The organism is Pseudokineococcus sp. 5B2Z-1, from assembly GCF_037482305.1.
In the GTDB taxonomy this organism is placed as follows: Bacteria; Actinomycetota; Actinomycetes; order Actinomycetales; family Quadrisphaeraceae; genus Pseudokineococcus.
Genome location: NZ_JBBHZG010000001.1, coordinates 881,396 through 899,363, shown reverse-complemented (window position 1 = coordinate 899,363; position 17,968 = coordinate 881,396). Strand labels below are relative to the sequence as shown.

Annotated in this window: 13 protein-coding genes; 5 read left to right on the top strand and 8 right to left on the bottom strand. The window is 72.1% G+C overall.

All coding sequences use genetic code 11. The annotated features are described in order from the left end of the window. Positions 1 to 153 precede the first annotated feature (153 nt). Positions 154 to 1,143: an LLM class flavin-dependent oxidoreductase gene (locus tag WDV85_RS03755; protein ID WP_339569337.1), complete on the top strand. Its 990-nt coding sequence runs from the start codon at positions 154 to 156 to the stop codon at positions 1,141 to 1,143. Between the two features lie 54 nt (positions 1,144 to 1,197). Here WDV85_RS03755 and WDV85_RS03750 read toward each other — a convergent pair whose 3' ends face one another. Then, a complete protein-coding gene (locus WDV85_RS03750) occupies positions 1,198 to 2,022 on the bottom strand; it encodes a GolD/DthD family dehydrogenase (RefSeq protein ID WP_339569336.1) in 825 nt (274 codons plus the stop codon). A 168-nt stretch (positions 2,023 to 2,190) separates the two neighbouring features. Here WDV85_RS03750 and WDV85_RS03745 point away from each other — a divergent pair, with 168 nt between their 5' ends. After that, positions 2,191 to 4,074: a glycoside hydrolase family 15 protein gene (locus tag WDV85_RS03745; RefSeq protein WP_298989027.1), complete on the top strand. Its 1,884-nt coding sequence runs from the start codon at positions 2,191 to 2,193 to the stop codon at positions 4,072 to 4,074. An 18-nt stretch (positions 4,075 to 4,092) separates the two neighbouring features. On the opposite strand, the gene WDV85_RS03740 is transcribed toward WDV85_RS03745, so the two are convergent. The 6 genes from WDV85_RS03740 to WDV85_RS03715 form a co-directional block, all read right to left on the bottom strand. Beyond that, a complete protein-coding gene (locus WDV85_RS03740) occupies positions 4,093 to 4,971 on the bottom strand; it encodes a class F sortase (protein ID WP_339569335.1) in 879 nt (292 codons plus the stop codon). Positions 4,972 to 4,976: 5 nt separating this feature from the next. Further along, a complete protein-coding gene (locus WDV85_RS03735) occupies positions 4,977 to 5,756 on the bottom strand; it encodes a hypothetical protein (RefSeq protein WP_339569334.1) in 780 nt (259 codons plus the stop codon). A gap of 170 nt (positions 5,757 to 5,926) precedes the next feature. Further along, positions 5,927 to 6,811 (bottom strand): endo alpha-1,4 polygalactosaminidase, encoded by an 885-nt coding sequence (locus WDV85_RS03730; RefSeq protein ID WP_339569333.1) that lies wholly within the window; start codon positions 6,809 to 6,811, stop codon positions 5,927 to 5,929. Between the two features lie 4 nt (positions 6,812 to 6,815). Further along, positions 6,816 to 9,437, bottom strand: coding sequence for a bifunctional lysylphosphatidylglycerol flippase/synthetase MprF (gene mprF / locus WDV85_RS03725; RefSeq protein ID WP_339569332.1), 2,622 nt, complete (start codon positions 9,435 to 9,437; stop codon positions 6,816 to 6,818). A gap of 63 nt (positions 9,438 to 9,500) precedes the next feature. Then, the gene (locus WDV85_RS03720; RefSeq protein ID WP_339569331.1) at positions 9,501 to 9,896 is read right to left on the bottom strand and encodes a VOC family protein; all 396 of its coding nucleotides are present in this window, start codon (positions 9,894 to 9,896) and stop codon (positions 9,501 to 9,503) included. A 49-nt stretch (positions 9,897 to 9,945) separates the two neighbouring features. Next, entirely contained in the window at positions 9,946 to 11,970 is a 2,025-nt protein-coding gene (locus WDV85_RS03715; protein ID WP_339569330.1) for a BCCT family transporter, read from the bottom strand. A 316-nt stretch (positions 11,971 to 12,286) separates the two neighbouring features. Here WDV85_RS03715 and WDV85_RS03710 point away from each other — a divergent pair, with 316 nt between their 5' ends. The 3 genes from WDV85_RS03710 (at position 12,287) to WDV85_RS03700 (ending at position 14,343) form a co-directional block, all read left to right on the top strand. Beyond that, the gene (locus WDV85_RS03710; protein WP_339569329.1) at positions 12,287 to 12,583 is read left to right on the top strand and encodes a hypothetical protein; all 297 of its coding nucleotides are present in this window, start codon (positions 12,287 to 12,289) and stop codon (positions 12,581 to 12,583) included. A gap of 187 nt (positions 12,584 to 12,770) precedes the next feature. Next, positions 12,771 to 13,112, top strand: coding sequence for a helix-turn-helix transcriptional regulator (locus WDV85_RS03705; protein WP_094180900.1), 342 nt, complete (start codon positions 12,771 to 12,773; stop codon positions 13,110 to 13,112). Then, positions 13,099 to 14,343 carry a type II toxin-antitoxin system HipA family toxin gene (locus tag WDV85_RS03700; RefSeq protein WP_339569328.1) on the top strand — a complete coding sequence of 415 codons (1,245 nt, stop codon included), beginning with the start codon at positions 13,099 to 13,101 and terminating at the stop codon, positions 14,341 to 14,343. The genes WDV85_RS03705 and WDV85_RS03700 overlap by 14 nt, the downstream gene beginning before the upstream one ends. A 202-nt stretch (positions 14,344 to 14,545) precedes the next feature. On the opposite strand, the gene WDV85_RS03695 is transcribed toward WDV85_RS03700, so the two are convergent. Further along, complete coding sequence (locus tag WDV85_RS03695; RefSeq protein ID WP_445263147.1) at positions 14,546 to 17,116, bottom strand: AAA family ATPase; 2,571 nt, start codon at positions 17,114 to 17,116, stop codon at positions 14,546 to 14,548. Positions 17,117 to 17,968: the final 852 nt, after the last annotated feature.

The following is a 17,968-nucleotide window of genomic DNA, read 5'->3' as shown; positions in this document are numbered from 1 at the left end:
CGCGGCCGGGGCCGAGCGGTGCGCCGAGGACGCGGTGCACCGCGACCTGGGCGCACACCTCGCACCGGGACTACCGCGGCGGCGACGGCGGTTGGGACCGGTGCCCGACGTCACCACCCGGCGCCGGGAGCCGTCCGAGCACCGAGGTGACCCATGACCGTCCCGCTGTCCGTCCTCGACCTGGCCCCCGTCGACGAGGGGACGAGCGTCGGCGAGAGCGTCGCCGGCAGCGTCGCCCTGGCGCAGGCCGCGGAGCGCGGCGGGTACCGGCGGGTCTGGTACGCCGAGCACCACAACATGCCGATGATCGCGTCGTCGGCGACGGCGGTGCTCATCGCCCACGTGGCGGCGCACACCTCGACGATCCGGCTGGGCGCGGGCGGCGTCATGCTCCCGAACCACGCGCCGCTGACCATCGCCGAGCAGTTCGGCACGCTCGCCTCGGTGCACCCCGGGCGCATCGACCTCGGGCTGGGCCGCGCCCCGGGCTCGGACCAGGCGACGATGCACGCGCTGCGGCGCGACCCGTCCTCGGCGGACACCTTTCCCCGCGACGTGCAGGAGCTGCAGGGCTACCTCACCGGCCAGAGCCTCGTGCCCGGCGTGAAGGGCGTGCCCGCGGCGGGCGTCGACGTGCCGCTGTGGATCCTCGGGTCGTCCCTCTTCGGGGCGAAGCTGGCCGCCGCGCTGGGCCTGCCGTACGCCTTCGCCTCGCACTTCTCCCCGCAGGCCCTCGAGGCCGCCGTCGCCACCTACCGGCGGGAGTTCCAGCCGTCGGCGCAGCAGGCGGAGCCCTACGTCGTCGCCGGCGTCAACGTCCTCGCCGCCGACACCCGCGAGGAGGCCGAGCACCACCGCGCCGTCGTCCGCCGCGCCCGGGCGCTCGCCTTCTTCGCCCGCGGCCGCACGCTGACCGACGCCGAGGCCGACCTGCTGCTGGAGTCCGGGGCCGGCGCGCAGATCGACTCGATGATGGTCCACACGGCGCTGGGCACCCCCGACGAGGTGCGCGACCAGCTCGACGCCTTCGCCGCGCTGGCCGACGCCGACGAGCTCATCACCGCCCACTCGGCGCCCACCGCCGCGGCGCGCGTGCGGTCGGTGGACCTGACAGCGCAGGCCGTCGCCGCCGTCCCGGCCTGAGCGCTCGCCCGACCTCTCCCGGGGGCCTCCCCGGGGCGGCCCCGGGGAGGAGCTTCAGCGGATCGTGTACCCGCCGTCGAGGACGAGGTCGTGCCCGTTGACCATCCCGGCGGCCCCGCTGGAGAGGTAGAGGACGGCGGCGGCCACCTCGTCGGGCAGCGCGAAGCGGCCCGTCGGGATCTGCGCCTTCGCGTCCTCGCCCTTCTGGCCGCTCCACGCCGACCGCCCCAGCGCGGTGAGGACGACGGTGGGGGAGACCGAGTTGGCCGTCACGCCGCGGCCGGCCCACTCCAGGGCGAGCACGCGGGTGAGGCCCACGACGCCGGCCTTGCTGGCGCAGTAGGCCGCGTGGCCGTCGAGCGCCACCGTCGCGGCCTGCGACGCCATGGTCACCACCCGCCCGTACCCGGCGGCGAGCATCCGCCGGCCCACCGCCCGGGCGACGAGGCACGTGCCGGTGAGGTTGACGGCGAGCGTCCGCGACCAGGCGTCGTCCGAGAGGTCCTCCGCGGGGGCGAGGACGGCGATGCCCGCGCACGTGACGAGGACGTCGACCCGCCCGGTGGCCGCGACGGCCTCCTCGACGGCCGCCTCCACCGACGCGGCGTCGGTGACGTCGCAGGCCACGGCGAGGTGCTGGCCCGCCGCCGGGCCCCCGAGCTCGCCGGCCCGCGCACGTGCGGCCTCCTCGGCCACGTCGACGACGACGACGCGGGCGCCGCGGTCGGCGAGGAGCCCGCAGACGGCGCTGCCGATGCCCGACGCGCCGCCCGTCACCAGCGCCGTCCGGCCGTCGAGGCGCAGGGACAGGTCGACCTGCTCATCCGCAGGGGTGGCGGACGGGGTGGCGGCGGGGGTGCGGTCGTCGTGCGTGCTCACGTCTGCCTCCGGTGACCGGCCCGCGCCCCGGTGCGCGGGCCTCCGCGCGCGATGATGCCCGCCGACGTGGCCTCCTGCGCCCCTGCGGCCGCCCTCGCCGCGTCTGCCGACCCGGCCGCGGGCCCCCCCTGCGTGCCGTCGCGAGCGCCGTCGGAGAGGCTTGCGCCCGTGCAGACCCCGCGCCAGCCCCAGCAGCCGTCGTCCGCCGAGCGGGGCGAGGAGGGCGGGGACCAGCAGGTGCAGCGGCCCTGCGCCGTCGAGGACCACGGCGTCGTCGGCGACCTGCGCTCGATCATGCTCGTGACCAAGGACGGCGAGGTCGACTTCGCCTGCGCCCCCGACTTCGACAGCCCCGGCATCTTCGCCGGCCTGCTCGGCGAGGGCGGCGGCGGCTTCTCCGTGCGCCCCACCGCGTGGGACACCACGCACCAGTACTACCTGCCGAGCTCGGCCGTGCTGGCGACGCGCTTCAGCAGCCGCCGCGGGTGCCTCGAGGTGCTCGACGGCATGGTCCCCGAGGAGGCGCTGCCCGACGACGACGCGGAGGCCCGCCCGGGGCGCCGCCCCCTGCTCGTGCGCCTCGTGCGGGTGCTCGACGGCGAGCAGGAGGTCGTCGTCGACTGCCGCCCCGGCTTCGACTGGGGCCGGGCGCCGCACGAGGCGGAGGCCGTCGACGGCGGCGTCCGCTTCCGCGCGGGGGAGGAGCAGCTGGTCCTGCGGTCCTCCCACCCGCTCGACGTCGAGGACGGCGCGGCCCGCGGGCGCGTCCTGCTGCGCCGGGGCGACGCCCTGGCCCTGGTGCTGCACTGGGGCGAGCTCGCGCCGGAGGAGGGGGGCGAGGTGGGCCGCGAGGAGGCCCAGCGCCTCCTCGACGCCACGCACGCCTACTGGCGCGACTGGGTGCGCCGCTCGAGCTACCGCGGCCGCTGGCGCGAGATCGTGCATCGCTCGGCCATCACCCTCAAGCTCCTGACGTACGCCCCGACGGGCGCCGTCGTCGCGGCCGGCACGACGAGCCTCCCGGAGGAGGTCGGCGGGGCGCGCAACTGGGACTACCGCTACGCCTGGCTGCGCGACGCCGCCTTCACGACCTTCGCGCTCATGACCCTGGGCTTCCCCGACGAGACGGACGCCTTCCTCGCCTGGCTCGAGGAGCGGATGGCGGCGGCGGGCGACGAGGGGCTGCTGCCCGTCTACACCGTCCGCGGGGAGCGCCCGCCGGACGAGGAGGTGCTCGAGCACCTCGGCGGCTACGCGGGCTCGCGCCCGGTGCGCACCGGCAACGCCGCCTACGCCCAGCGCCAGCTCGACAGCTACGGCGAGGTCATGGACTCCATCTACCTCTACAACAAGGTCCGCCCCATCAGCTGGGACATCTGGACCCAGGTCGTCGACATGCTCGACTGGCTGGCCGACCACGCCGCCGACCCCGACGCCGGTCTCTGGGAGAGCCGGGGCGAGCCCCGGCGCAACACCTACTCGCAGGTCATGGTGTGGGTGGCCTTCGAGCGGGCGCTGCGCGTCTCCCGCCAGCGCGGGCTGCCGGCCCCGCGCCAGAAGTGGGAGGCCTGCGCCGACGCCGCCTACCGGCGCGTGCAGGAGGAGGGCCTCGACCCCCGCACGGGCGGCTACCGCGTCAGCGCGGGCAGCGACCAGCTCGACGCCAGCCTTCTCATGCTGCCGCTCGTGAAGTTCGCCGGCCCCACGGACCCGCGCTTCGCGGCGACGCTCGAGGCGCTGCGCTCCGAGCTCGTCGTCGACTGCCTCGTGCGCCGCTACCCGACCGACGGGACGGACGGGCTCGACGGCGGCGAGGGCTACTTCGTCGCCTGCTCGTTCTGGTACGCCGAGGCCCTCTCCAGCGCTGGCCGGTCGCAGGAGGCCGAGGAGGTCTTCGAGAAGACGCTGCGCTTCTCCAACCACCTGGGCCTCTTCGCCGAGGAGGTCAGCGCCACGGGGCACCAGACCGGCAACTTCCCGCAGGCGCTCTCGCACCTCGCGCTCATCAGCGCGGCGGTCCACCTCGACCGCGAGCTCGGCGGGAGCGCCTGACGCGGGGGGCGCGCGGGGTCAGCCGTCGACGAGGTGCCCGTAGACGACGGTGTTGTCCTCGTAGTGCCCCACGGAGCGGTCGAAGACGCCGCCGCAGGTGATGAGCCGGATCTGCGCGTCCGGCGTCTGCCCGTACACGCGCCGCGTGGGGAAGTCGTCCTTGGGGTAGCGCTCGGAGGTGTCGACGACGAAGGTCGCCGTCGTGCCGTCGGCGCGGTCGACGAGGACCTCGTCGCCCGGCTCGAGCTCGCCGAGGCGGTAGAACACCGACGGCCCGGCCTTGGAGTCGATGTGGCCGGCCAGGACCGTCGGGCCGACCTCCCCGGCGCGCGGCGACCCGTCGTACCAGGACGCCTTGAGGTTGTCGGGACCCTCGCGCGGCGGGACGGCGAGCGACCCGTCGTCGTTGAGGCCGAGGTGCAGCAGGTCGGTGTCCACGCCGATGGCGGGCACCCGCAGGCGCACCGGCTCGGCCACCTCGGGCGCCTCCGGCTCCGCGGGGGGCTCGGGGGCCGGCGTCTCGGGCGCGGGGATGCGCACGAGCCCCGGGATGTCGCCCTCCGGCGCGAGGGCCTCGGTGGGCAGGACGTCGCCCTTCGTCGCGTCGGTGACGCGGGTGCGCTCCGGCTCCGGCTCCGGGTCCTGCGTCGCCGTCCCGTCCGGGGCGGGCAGCGACGTGGCGCCGTCACCGGACGGCGTCCCGACACCCGGGGTCGACCCGGGAGCGGAGTAGGGGGCCGCCGCGACGTCCGAGGACGTGCGCGGCGGCTCCCCGGGGGGGCCCGCCTGGTCGGCCAGCGCCGACCCGACGAGGCCCGCCCCCACGACGACGCAGGCGATCGACGCGGCGGTGGCCGCGCGGCTGCCCCGCCGGCTGCGTCCGGTCCCCTGCGCCATCGTCGTCAGCCCTTCGCGTCGCTCGAGCGGCGGCGGACCGCGTAGGCGCCCGCCCCGACGGCCACGAGGCCGAGGCCCGCGCCGAGCAGGCCCAGCTCGGTGCCGTCCGACGCCCCGCCGGCGCCGGTGTCCGCCCCGCCGTCGGGCATGGCCATGGAGCTGCTGAGCACGCCGCAGACCGCGGGCACGGTGGCCTCCTGGGGGAGCGAGGGGTCGAGGTCCGACATCGTCTCACCGTCGTAGGCGCCCGAGCCGTCCAGGTCGACGCCGTGCTGGACGACGACGGCCTCGCCGGCCGCCACGGCTTGCGCGACCTCGTCGGAGACCTCGACTGTGCGCTCGTAGGTGGTGTCGCCCACCGGGAAGCGGTCGACGGCGAGGCCGCTGTCGGGGCTCGTGTCGCCCTCGGTGGTCAGCGACACCTGGATGGCGCCGTAGGCGTCGGCGGCCTCGGTGGTCTCGAGGGCGCCGTCACCGTCCGGGTCGAGGCCCGGGTCGGGGCACGTGCCCGCGCCGCCGATGTGGACGTGCTGCGCGTGCGGCGCGCCGGCGAGCAGGCCGCTGGAGGTGATCGACAGCGTGAGCTCGTTCCCGTCGAGGGTCCCGGTCACGTCGGAGCTGGCGCCGCTGTCGTTGAGCTCGGTGAGCTGCGCGCTGAGGTCGTAGGTGCCGTCGGCCGCCGAGGCCGGGCCCGCGAGGATCAGGCCGGGGGCCAGCGCGAGCGCGCCGGTGGCGGCGAGGGCGAAGGTGCGGTGGGTGCTGCGCGTGTGCGTCGTGCGGGTCATCGGGGGTCCTCCCGTGGTCCGTCGTCACCGGCGCCGAGCGGTGGTCCCCACCCCGGCGCCGGTCGGTGCGCGCGGGACCGCTCGCTCCTCGGAGCGGCCCTGCGCGGGTGGTTCGGTGGTGCGGCCCGGGCGGTTGGGTCCGATCGGGACGCGTGGCGCGGGAGGTGGTGTCAGCAGTGCTCGGAGACGTAGCCGGGGGTGCCGCGGGGGACGACGTCGCGATCCCGGAGCAGGACGGAGATGCGGTCGCCGCGCGCCGCGCAGGCCTCGCGGAAGGGCTGCCGGCCCGTGTCGGTGTACTCGACCTCGAGGACGTGGCGCCCGTAGTGGCCGGTGTAGACGTCGCACTCGTCCCACACCTGGCACTCCTCGGCGACGGCGAAGTCGAACCCGACCGCGCGGACCTGGCGGCGCGTCAGCTCGGCGGTGTTCTTCTGCGCCACGGCGAGGCCGGCCGCGTGGGCGCGACGCGCCAGGAGGCGGGCGAGGGCCACCGCCTGGCCCTGCGTCAGCCGCCCCCCGGAGCGGGTCCAGGCGTCGAGGTTGTCGAGCTCGACCGCCCGGTAGCCGGCGGCGGCGCAGCCGTCGATCCAGCGCCCGACGACCCGGGCCGCCGCCGCCCGCTTGGCCGACGTCGACGTGTCGAGGAGCACCTCGCCGGGCCAGTCCGCGTCCTCGACGAGCCGCCCGCGGGCGTCGCGCAGGAGGAGGTCGGGGTGCGTGCGCCGCCACCAGGCGGTCTCGCCCGGCTGGGTCTGGAAGGCGTTGACGTAGCAGACCGAGTACACGCCGCGGACGGGCGCGGCCGTCCGGTCGCGGACGACGACGTCGACGTCCGCGGCGGGCGGGTAGGCGCCGCCGAGCTGGTAGTCGAGCACCCCGCCCGCGGGCGGGGGTGCCGGGCGAGCGGCGCTCGCGGCGGCGGAGGCCGTCGTGGCCGTCGCCGCCGGCGCCCCGGTGGGTCCGGCGCCGCAGGCCGCGAGGACGAGGGCGCCGAGGACCGCGGCGACGGTGCGCGCGCCGCGGCGCGGGGCGGCCGCGCGTCGGGAGGTCACGTGCTCATCCTCGGACGACGCCGCGGACGCCGCCGCCGACGAGGGTCGCGACGTCGACCATCGCCCCCGGGAGGACGAGCCCCCGCGGGGCGGCCACGTAGCAGGGGCGCCACTGCGGGCCGAAGCCCTGCTTGAAGGCGCGCAGGCCCTGGAAGTTGTAGAGCGGCCCGCCGTGGGTCCACACGAGGTGCCCGAGCCGCTCCCAGGCGGGGGCGCCGGCGCCCGTCCGCAGCCCCGAGAGCGGGGCCGTGCCGAGGTTGAAGGCGGAGAAGCCCTGCTCCTGCGCCCAGAGGAGGCTCTCGACGAAGAGGTAGGTCATCACGGTGCTCGGCCCGTCGGGGAGGCGGCGCATGAGGTCCACCTGGACCTCCTCGCCGTCGCCGCCCACCCAGAGCGTCGCGAAGGCGATGACGCGCCCCTCCTGGCGCACGACGGCGACGGGGGAGCGGCGGACGTAGTCGTCGTCGAAGGCGCCGAGGGAGAAGCGCTTCTCGCCGCCCCGGCGCTCCGCGAGCCAGGCGTCGGAGACCGCGCGCAGCTCGGGCACGAGCGGGTCGACGTCCTCCGGCGCCACGACCTCGACCGTCATGCCGAGCCGCTGGGACTTGTTCCGGCACGTGCGCAGGTTCGTCCTCGCCTTGCCCGAGAGCGTGTAGCCCTGGAGGGGGACGACGGCCTCCTCGCCGAACTTCGTGACGGCGAGGCCGGAGGCGCGGTAGAGGTCGGCGTGGTCGTCGAGGACGCTGTAGAGGACGGGGCGACCGGCGTGCCGGTCCACCTCGGCGAGGAAGCTGCGGAGCAGCCCCGGGACGGCGGCCGGGTCGCCCACCGGGTCGCCCATGACGACCCAGCTGCGGCCCTCCACCTGGTACATGAGGAAGGCGGCCCCGCAGGGGGCGAAGAAGAAGCGCTTGTCGCCGGTGAAGGCGAGCTGGGCGGCGCAGCGGCCGGAGCGGGCGACGAGGTCCTCGACGCGGGCCAGCTCGTCGTCGTCCGCGGACGCACCGTCGGGCCGACGGCGCCGCAGGACCCAGGTGCCCGCGAGGACGACGCCGGCGACACCCGCGACGGCGGCGAGCCGGTCGGCGAGCGGGGCGGCGGACAGGGCCGTCGTGAGCACAGGAGCGTCGACGGAACCGGCGAGCTCCTGCCAGGCGACCGCCCCGACGACGAGGGCGGCCGCGACGGCCGGCCGCACGAGGTCGCGCGGGCGGCGCGAGCGCGTGCCCCGGGAGAAGACGGCACGGGCGGGCACGAGGAGCAGGGCGAGCGCCGCGGTGACGGCGCCGAGCACGACGTCGCCGTGCGTCACGGCGAGGACCGCCGTCCCCGCGAGGAGGGAGAGCGTGGCGGCCCAGGCGGTGCGCAGCCGGCGGTGCAGGCCGAGCCCGAGGAGCAGCGCGGACCAGCCGACGAGGCTCGTGGCCATCGCGGGCACGTCGAGGCCGCGGCTGCCGGGGAGGTCGCCGCGCACGGCCACGAAGGTGCCGGCGCCCGCGACGACGAGGGCGAGCACGGACGGCGTGAGCACGGTGGGCAGGCGCCCCGCCGTCGTGCCGGCGCCGGCCGGGCGGGTCTGCTCCGCGGCCGAGGGCGCCCGCATGGCCGGGACGCGCAGCCCGGCGGCGCCGGCGACCGGCGCGTGGACGTCCGGGGTGGCGGTCGTGGGGAGGGGCGCGGCCGCGGCGCCCGTGCGGATCTCGTGGCGGACGAGGAGCGCCGCGGCGAGGAGCAGCGGCAGGACGAAGTAGACGAGCCGGTACGCGACGAGGGCCACGGCGAGGTCCGCGGGCGACGTCGTCCCGCCGAGCAGGACGACGAGCGCCGTCTCGAAGACCCCGAGGCCCCCGGGCACGTTGCTCACGAGCCCGGCGACGGTCGCGACGGCGAAGGCGGCGGCGAAGGGGAGGAAGGCCATCCGGTCGTCGGCGGGCAGGAGGACGTGGAGGACGGCGGCCATGGAGAGCCACTCGAGCGTCGAGAGCGCGACCTGGGTGAGCGCGAGGCGGGGCGAGGGGCGCTCGAGGCGCCAGCGGCCGCGGCCCACCGCCCGTCCGACGAGCGCCCAGACGAGGTACCCGAGCACGCCCGCGAGCAGGACGGCGCCGAGCGCGACGACGACCGTCGGCGGCAGGCGCAGGGCCCGGGCGGCGGTCGCCGGGTCGTGCAGCACGCCGGCGCCGGCGAGGACGGCGGCGCCGAGCGCCAGCGTCACGGTGTTGAGGCCGACGATGCGCGCGACGGCCGAGCGCGGCACCTGCCAGCTGGAGTACACGCGGGCGCGCAGCGCCGCCCCCACCACGGCGGAGGCGCCGAGGTTGTTGCCGAAGGCCGTGGCCACGAAGGACGCGAGGCCGTAGCGGCGGTAGGGCAGCGGGTGGCCGACGTAGCGCAGCGCGAGCGTGTCGTAGCCCGTCATCGCGACGTAGGAGGCCGCGGTGGCGAGCAGGGCCGCTAGCGCCGTGCCCGGCCCGAGGCCCAGGAGGTCGCGGCCGAGGTCGGACCAGTCGTAGCCGCGGAAGGTGCGGTGCAGCAGCGCGAGCGCCGCCGTGAGCATCCCGAGCACGAGCACGGGACCGAGCAGCCGCCGCACCGCGGCGGCCGGACGGGTGGGGGCGGAGCGCATGGTCGGGTCCTCGGCAGGTCCGGCCCCGATCTTGACCCCGGCCGGCGAGGCCGTCGCCCGCCCTCAGACGTCTTGCGCCACCTCCCACACGAGCCCCCCGGGGCTCGAGAGGGCCACCGTGCGCTTGCCCCACGGGCGGTCCACAGGACCGTTGAGCAGCGTGGCGCCGCGCTCGCGGAGCGTCGCGCAGGCGGCGTCGAGGTCGTCGACCCAGAGGGAGAGCATCACCTGGGCCGTGCTCCCGAGGGCGGCGCTCGGCCGCGGCGCGACCAGCTCCCCCGCCTGCTCCGCCGAGAGCAGGTTGAGGTACGTGGCGCCCGTGCGGAGGACGGCGGAGTGGTCGTCGGTGGCGACGACCGGCAGGCCCAGCACCTGGTGGTGGAAGTCCGCCTCGGCGGCGACGTCCTCGACGAAGACGGTGAGGGCGCTGAGCCCGGTGGGCAGTGGGTCCGTGGTCATGGTGGTCCGACCGCGTCCGTCCCGGGGACTCATCGGCGGCCGGGCGCGGTCAGGACCGGTGCGACTCCGACCGCTCCGCGGGTCCGTCCGACCGCGCCGCCGGGGCGTCGTCCGCCGCCGGAGCCGGCGCGTCCCCGTCGCCGTCCCCGTCGTCGTCGCGGTAGCCGTCGGCCCACTCGCCCGTGGAGAAGTCGTAGCCCACGGGCTCGCCGTCCTCGTCGCGCCGCTGGTACCACTCGGTGTACTCGGCGCTCGTGGAGTCGACGTCCGCGCCCGCCCCGCGGTCGTGCTCGCTGCGGGTGACCTGCACCGCGAAGTCGTCCCCGTAGCGCTCGATGCCGTCGGTCACGGCGTTGTCGAGCGCCGAGCGGGTGTAGTGCTGGCGCAGGGCGATGGGGTCGGTCCGCAGCTCCTTGAACCAGGCGACGACGGCCAGGAGGAGCACCAGGGCGAAGGGCACGGCCGTGACGATGACGAGCTGCTGCAGGCCCTGCAGCGCCACGCCCTCGCCGAGCGTGAGCATCACCACGGCGATGCCGGCCATGACGAGGCCCCAGAAGATCACCAGCGGCCGCGGCGGGGTCTGCGAGCCGCCGGTGCTGAGCATGCCCATGACGATCGAGGCCGAGTCCGCCGCGGTGATGAAGAAGATGGCGAGGATCGCCATGGCGACGAAGGGGATCCAGCCCGCCACCGCGTTCAGGTTGTCGAGCAGGGCGAAGAGCACCTCCGGCGCCGCCATGTCGTCGGAGAAGCCGGGGGCGCCGTCGCGGTACATCGAGATGGCCGTGCCGCCCATGACCCCGTACGCGACGAAGATCAGCGCGGAGGGGATGAAGATCGTGCCGAGGAGGAACTGGCGGATGCTGCGGCCGCGGGAGATGCGCGCGATGAAGATCCCGACGAACGGCGCCCAGGAGATCCACCAGGCCCAGTAGTAGACGGTCCACGTCGACTGGAAGGCCTGCGTCTCCTCGCCCCAGGACAGCGAGCGCCCCATGAGGTCGAACAGGGACCCGAGGTACTCCATGATCGCCGACGGCACGAGGTTGAGCAGGAAGAGCGTGGGGCCGAGGACCACCACGACGAGCAGCATCCCGACCGTCAGCAGGATGTTGGTGTTCGACAGGTAGCGGATGCCGCGCGCGACGCCCGAGACCGCCGAGACGATGAAGCACGCCGTGAGGACGGCGATGATCGCGACGAGCACGGTGTTCGTCACCGGGCCGCTGCCGGAGACGATGCTCACGCCGGAGCCGATCTGCAGCGCGGCGATCCCGAGCGCCGCGGCGGTGCCGAAGAGCGTCGCGACGATGGCGAAGACGTCGACGAGCTTGCCCGCGACGCCGTCGGTGGCCCTCGCGCCGAACAGCGAGCGGAAGACGGACGACACGAGCAGCGGGCGCCCGCGGCGGTAGGCGACGTAGCCGACGGCCCCGCCGATGACGGCGTAGATCGCCCAGGCGTGGAAGCCCCAGTGGAAGTAGGTCTGCGCGAAGGCGTAGTGCAGGGCGTCGACGGTCTCGGCGTCGTTCGTCAGCGGCGGCGGCGTGATGAAGTACGTCAGCGGCTCCGCCGGGCCCCAGAAGAGGACGGCGACGCCCAGGCCGGCCGCGAAGAGCATGGCGGTCCACGAGAAGGTGCCGAACTCGGGCTCCTCGCCCTCCTTGCCCAGCGGGATCTTCCCGTACGGCGACAGGGCGATGCCGAGGAGCGCCACGAGGACGACCACCGCGACGAGGTTGAACATCCACCCGAGGTTGTTCGTGGCCCAGTCGTAGGCGGCCTGGGCGGCGCTCGCCACCGTGTCGGGCGAGGTGACCCCCCAGACGACGAAGGCGACGGTGAGGGTGCCCGCGACGGCGAGCACGAAGCGCGAGACGCGGTAGCGGCGTCGTTGCTCGTCGATGCTGATGCCGGGCACGAGGGCCGGGTGGGTGTCGTGCGGGTACTTCGGCACCCGGTAGTCGAGGCTCGACAGGGCCCCCTCGGTCCGCCGCACCGACCGGCGGAGCGCGCTGCCCCTCGCCCTCGGGGCGTCGTCCGGTCGAGCGCCGTTCTCGTCAGTGGACACCTGCGTACCTCTCGTGGCCGGGCGGAGCGTGCGGACAGTAGCCCGGGGCCACGGGGCGGTCCAGGCCTGCGGAGGACGCCGGGGGGGCGTGGTGGGCGGCCGGGCGTCGGTGCCGCCGCGGTCGGGTGGTCCGCGGTCGGTGGACCTCCGTAGAGAGTTCGAGAACCCTTGCTCGGCCTTGAAAACGGTGGCTTCTCGCAGGTCGCGGGGAGTCTACCGACGGGATCGGAGGCCGCTGGAGCCGTCCGTGGTGGACTTGCGAGGGCGGATGGTGCGCGCAGTTGGGATGACTCAAACCCTTCTGAGCCCGACGCAGGTGGACGAGCTGGCGGCCCTCTACGAGGCGGGCGCGACACTGGTGGAACTGGGTGAACGGTTCGGCGTGCACCGTCGCACGGCGGCCGCCCACCTTGTCCGCCGGTCAGTCCCGAACCGCACGCGAGGCCTGGATGAACGGCACCTCGCCGAAGCGGGCGAGTTGTACTCCGAAGGCTTGACGCTCATGGAGGTGGGGTTGCGCTTTGGTGTCAGCCAGCAGACGGTGCGCCGTGCGCTTGCGGCCGAGGGGGTCGCGATCCGCCGGAGTGGTCGTCGTGTTCAAGCGGCGACCTGATGTGCGCCAGGCCTTCTCCTGCATGAGCGCTTGACGCGTGCGTGAAGGCGCCCTGGGGGCCTCGGCCTCAGGTCGGAGGGGCGCCCGGCAGACCGGGTCCGCACCGCGGAGACACTTCACGAGCTGACGTCACTGCTATGATAAAACATCTCTAGAGGCGTCTGGATATGTTTTAAGGAGGTCAGTGATGGCGAAGCGCACTGTCCCGTTGCGACCGCACGTGCAGGACGCCCTCAGCGTGTGGGGACAGCTCATCAGGCGCGGTCGGCTCGACCGCGCCTGGACGGCCAAGGATCTCGCGGCCCGCGCGAACGTCTCGGAGCAGACCGTGCTCTCCGCAGAGGCCGGCCACCGTGGCACCGCCGTCGGCACGATGATGGATCTGGCCGACCTCGTCGGCATCCCCCTCTTCGGTATCGAAGACCGCTCCGAGATCGCAATCCGTCGTCGACGCGGCGAGGAGATGCTCGCTCTGCTCCCAAGCCGTGTTCGCCGGTCGAAGGCAGGAACCATCGATGACGACTTCTGAGGAGCTCTATGTCTGGACGTGGCTGCCAGGCCAGACCGAGCCCGTCCTGGCCGGGAGGGTGGACCAGGCTGGGCCGCTCTTCACTTTCATCTACGCGCTGAGGTACCGATCGAGGCCGGATGCCATCAGTCTGTTCGCGCCGGAGCTTCCGCTGCGCCCCGGCATCCAGGAGCCGGCAGATGGATTGACCATAGCGGGCGTCCTCAGGGACGGGAGTCCCGACAGGTGGGGGCGGGGTGTCATCGAACGCCGACGAGGTGCCACACCGAACTCCCTCAGCGAAATCGACTACATGCTGAGTTCCAGCTCGAATCGCTTCGGAGCACTGGACTTCCAAGCCAGTCGCGAGACCTACGTTCCGCGGGATGACTCGGCGACCCTCGATGAGCTGCACAAGGCAGCCATCATCCTCGACGAGGGCGGCGAACTATCGGCGGGCCTCGACGCCGCGCTGATACATGGCACAAGCCTGGGAGGCGCACGGCCGAAAGCGACCCTCACCAGTGACGATGGGAGCCAGTGGCTCGCGAAGTTCGCGTCATCAGACGATCGCGTGTTCTCAGTGGTGAACGCCGAAGGCGCGATGCTTGAGCTTGCGCGCAGGGCGGGTATCAACGTTCCTGAGAGCAAGGTCGTGTCGTCTCTTGGTAAAGAGGTTCTTCTTGTCCGGCGGTTCGACCGAGATGCCACAGGAGGGCGGCGCCACGTGGTATCCGGTCTGACGATGGCGCAGACCGACGAGATGTACGCGCGGTACGTGTCCTACCCGCAGATCCTCGATGTGCTTCGTCTGTACGCGAAGGATGCGGCTCAGCCCGGGCCTGAGCTTTTCCGGCGCATCGCGATGAACATCGCCATCAGCAACAACGATGACCACGCCCGGAATCACGCCGCATTCTGGGACGGGAGGCACCTGGAGCTGACCCCTGCCTACGACCTCGCGCCCGGGCAAAGGTCCGGAGACACATTCGAGCAGGCGATGGCTTTCGGGCGAGGCGACCACGGCGCGAAGGTGTCCAACTTTGCGGCCCTGGTACGCGAGTCGGAGACCTACGGGCTCAGCGCGGCACAAGCTCGGGACATCATCGACCATCTCGTGTCTGCCATCAGCGACAACTGGAACGACGCTGCAGAGGTCGCGCGCTTGAGCGCCGCAGACAAGAAGAGCCTTCGCGAGAGGCAGATTCTGCCGAGGGCAGCCTTCTTCGACTATGAAGATGCACCGCCCTGACGAGCCAACCGTCGCCATACGGCCAACGTGTGTGAACACTGCTGACGCAAGCTCAGTGTCGCTCATGTGACTATCGTCCGCCCGATCCGGTGCTCAGGATGCCGGGGCATAGGGCTACGTCGTTGGTTGGATGCGACGGAGGATGTTGGCCAGAAGAATCACGGCATCAACGACCACTGCGGTGGGGTGTCGCTGAGACGGCCTACGGGGTCGCCGCGTTGTATGCGGTTCGCGCTTCGGTCAGCTCGGCCCAGTGGGCTTCGAGTCCGGCGAGTGTAGGGCTGACCCCGAGGCTAGGCAGGGGTTGTGAGTGGCCGTCGATGTACCGACATGCTTCCTCGAAGATGCGGTTGACGGTATCGATCGCAGCGGGAAGTGCTTCGGACTTGATCTTGGGCAAGTTGGTCATGCGAACGTTGGGTTGATAGCGCTGCGTGACGCCCTGGAGTAGTTCAGTCTCGGTGAATACCTCACACCACGCGCGCACCCAGTCGTAACCCGTGCGGACCAGCGCCGCCCGCGCATCGCCGTCCTGTGACTTTGCTGCCTGGATGGTCTCGTTGATGTTCTTCTTGATGTTGTTCAAGCTGTCCCAGCGGGGTCCTGTCGCTCGGGTGACCTTTCCTTTGCCCTCTTCATCGGTGATCTGGAAGTAGGAGCAGCGCTTGGTTGCTTCCATGAGCGTAAGCAGCGTGCTGGCGAAGAAGATGTCGTGGGTGAAGACAATGACCTGTGTCGTGTCAGCGAGTGACGCGACGCGCTGCGCGACTTCGTTGATGCGGCGATGGTCGAGGCTTGAGACAGGATCATCGAAAATGACCGGCGCGGTGATTCCGGCGAGGCGCGCTTCGGCGAGGAAGTCCGCTATTGCGAGGACCTTCTGCTCTCCTTCGGAGAGCACCTTGGACGGTTTGTGTTTCCCGCTGAGGATCTTGCGGCGTTGTGCGCGCCCCTGGCGGCCCACGAACTCCACGTGCAGCGCGGGCGCGCGAAGTGCCGCGCACTCTTCGTTGAAAAGCGCATCGAAGCTCTCGTTGATCATCTGGTCACTTGCGGTCTTGGCCAGCCCGGTTACAGCGCGCAGGAGCCCAGGCATGGGCTTGGCGAGCAGCGTGAGCCGGTCAGCCTGCTTGGCGTCGCGTACGTGTGACTCGATGAGCGTCCACGACTTCGTGAGTTCTGCTGCGGCCTCTAGCTCGACAAGGTCCTTCTTCTTCTCGGCCAAGGTGTCAGCCCGTGTGGCTGCCTGTGTCCTCAGTTCGCCGAGGGCCTGCTTGGCGGTCTCCAACGCCGAGCCGAGCGCTATCGCATCTGTGCCGGCGTGTTCGGTCAGCGCTGTGTTGACGGCGGAAGCGGCGAGAAGCTGCTCGGATAGCTCCGCGATGGTGCTCAGGGTCCGGTCGAGTTCAACGTGGACGTGGGGCTTGTCCTCGGTATCTGCGTACTCGTCGGCGAAGGTAGAGACGTCGTTGACCTGGATCGAGGTGACCGATTCTGTAAGTGCGTGTAGCCGCGCCTTTGAAGCGGCGATGTCAGTGGTGATCTTGTCTTCGAGGTATTCGGAGTACTTGCCGATCAGCGATCGCGCCGCTTCGTTGAGAGGCTGCCGGCAGTACAGACACCGATCGGCGTCGTGTGCTCCGACCGCGATGAGATGTGCTTGGTATGCCTCGCCGGCCTCGATGAACATGCTCCAGGTGTCGTCGGGCTCGGCCGGCAGGTCGGCTGCCTCGAACAGGGCGGCTCGGAAGGCGCGGTAGTCCTCTTCAAGTCCGTGGAGGGTGTCGCGTTCGCGGCCGTATGCCTCCACGTTGAAGTCAGCCATCAAGGTGGCCGCGTTGGAAGCTTGCGTCAAGACGCGTTCGACCCGCTGTTGCAGCTTGATCTCAGCGCTGATGGTGTCCGCCTCCAGCGCGGCGACCGTGCGGCGCAGGTCGCCGACACGTGTCTCGACGTCGGGATCGGGGTCGGCGAGCGACCTCAGGTGTTCCAGATCAGTGGACGCTCCCAGTGTCTCGATGAGCGGGTAAACCGCGGCAGTGCGTGGGAAGCGAGATAGAAGCCCTGTGGACCCAGATCGTAGGTCTTCGACGGCCTCGTCGATGTGGGCTTGTACCGACTTGATACCTGCGATGACGTGATTGAACAGTGCCAGGGCTGCTGGCACGTAGACGTACTCAAGGTCGTCATCGACGTGGAAGCTGACAGAAGGGCTGTCGAAGATGGACATCCTAGTGAAGGGCGCGACGCCCTGTTGTCCGGTCCAGGTGTAGGTCTTCGTCTCAGTGCCGAGCGTGTAGCCGACAAGTGCTGATTGGGGCTGCGGCGATGCCGCTTCGATGTCGCCGAGGATCACGTCGGCAGTGCGGCTCGCCGCGAGGGCTTTGAAGATGCGGGAGTACCCCGTCTTGCCCGTGCCGTTCTCTCCAAACAAGATCGTCAGGCCGGCATGCGGTTCGATGACTCCGCCCTCTACCAAGGCGTTGACACCAACGACATCGGAGAGCGAGGTAAGGGTCAGCGGCTCGATCGCCTCATCCTCGCGTTCGAGGGTGACCAGCGGCTCCTCCGTGGGGAGTTCGCGGGTGTCGAGGGCCTTCTCCTGACGAAACAGGACGTACGCTCCGGATTGCTCCTCGCTTCCGAGCGGCCCGCCGCCGTTGAGGACGTGCCTCACGATGTAGCGGACCCACTCGTCGGAGGTGTTCGCCCACTCGCTGAGCAGGTCGCGCGGGTCTACCCGTTGAGGTGGCGTCGCGTCTGTCACCGTCATCCTCCCTCGCCGCGAGTGCGAAGTCGGGAGCGACCGTGCTACTCAGGTTCAATTCTAGAGCGACCCGCAGGCGCGCGAAGGGACAACCCACGCACCGATAGGGCGTTCGCAGCCGGCCTCCGGACCGCCGCGAGCGTGACTACGCACGCCGATCATTTGAGGCCTGTCCCGGCGAGGGCTACCGCGCCGCGACGTAGGTAGTCGGTTCCTCCTGGCGCGGAGAGTCCGGCTGAGGGGCTCACGTGTTCGATCCCGGCGACGTGCACCAGCCTCTCGGAGACGGGGGCGGAGCACGAGGATGAGGCTGACCGGTCCCATGATGATGAACTTCATCGCGTTCCACACCGCCCACACCACGACCAGATGCAACCAGCCTGGGGCACCGTTAGCGAGGGCGTTGGTGCAGATGCTCGAGATCAACAGGTAGGGCACGGCAAGAAGCATCGCGGGGATGCCCCACTTCAGGTTGCGTCGGCGTCGGATCGCGTCGAGCAGCCGGTTGCTGGGCATGTAGCGGCGCAGGTAGTAACGGGTGTGGGCGCTGAGCGTCCAGATCAGGCGGATCATGGCGGGCCTCTCGTCACACGTGTCTCTCCGTCGAGGAGGCAGTACGTGTATGAGCGCTCAAGCTGAGCCGTCCCGAAGGACCCGCAATCGAGGAGAACCTGCCTCGGCTTCCAATGTACTCCGGTGTCCTGACCAACGGAACTGACCACGCGCACTGCACTTGGCTAGCGTCGAGTGGGTCGAGGAACCTAGGTCAGGCGGCCTCGTCGGCGACACGTGCGCTGCGGCTGGACGGTGCCGTCCATCTCTGTCCAGCGGGCGTACACATGCGGAACTGCGATGTGT

Excerpts from the sequence above, each read along its gene's own strand:
- WDV85_RS03755 (WP_339569337.1), top strand. The coding sequence starts at position 154 with ATGACCGTCCCGCTGTCCGTCCTCGACCTGGCCCCCGTCGACGAGGGG.
- WDV85_RS03740 (WP_339569335.1), bottom strand. The coding sequence starts at position 4,971 with ATGGCGCAGGGGACCGGACGCAGCCGGCGGGGCAGCCGCGCGGCCACC.
- WDV85_RS03735 (WP_339569334.1), bottom strand. The coding sequence starts at position 5,756 with ATGACCCGCACGACGCACACGCGCAGCACCCACCGCACCTTCGCCCTC.
- mprF (WP_339569332.1), bottom strand. The coding sequence starts at position 9,437 with ATGCGCTCCGCCCCCACCCGTCCGGCCGCCGCGGTGCGGCGGCTGCTC.
- WDV85_RS03720 (WP_339569331.1), bottom strand. The coding sequence starts at position 9,896 with ATGACCACGGACCCACTGCCCACCGGGCTCAGCGCCCTCACCGTCTTC.
- WDV85_RS03705 (WP_094180900.1), top strand. The coding sequence starts at position 12,771 with ATGGCGAAGCGCACTGTCCCGTTGCGACCGCACGTGCAGGACGCCCTC.
- WDV85_RS03700 (WP_339569328.1), top strand. The coding sequence starts at position 13,099 with ATGACGACTTCTGAGGAGCTCTATGTCTGGACGTGGCTGCCAGGCCAG.
- WDV85_RS03695 (WP_445263147.1), bottom strand. The coding sequence starts at position 17,116 with ATGACGGTGACAGACGCGACGCCACCTCAACGGGTAGACCCGCGCGAC.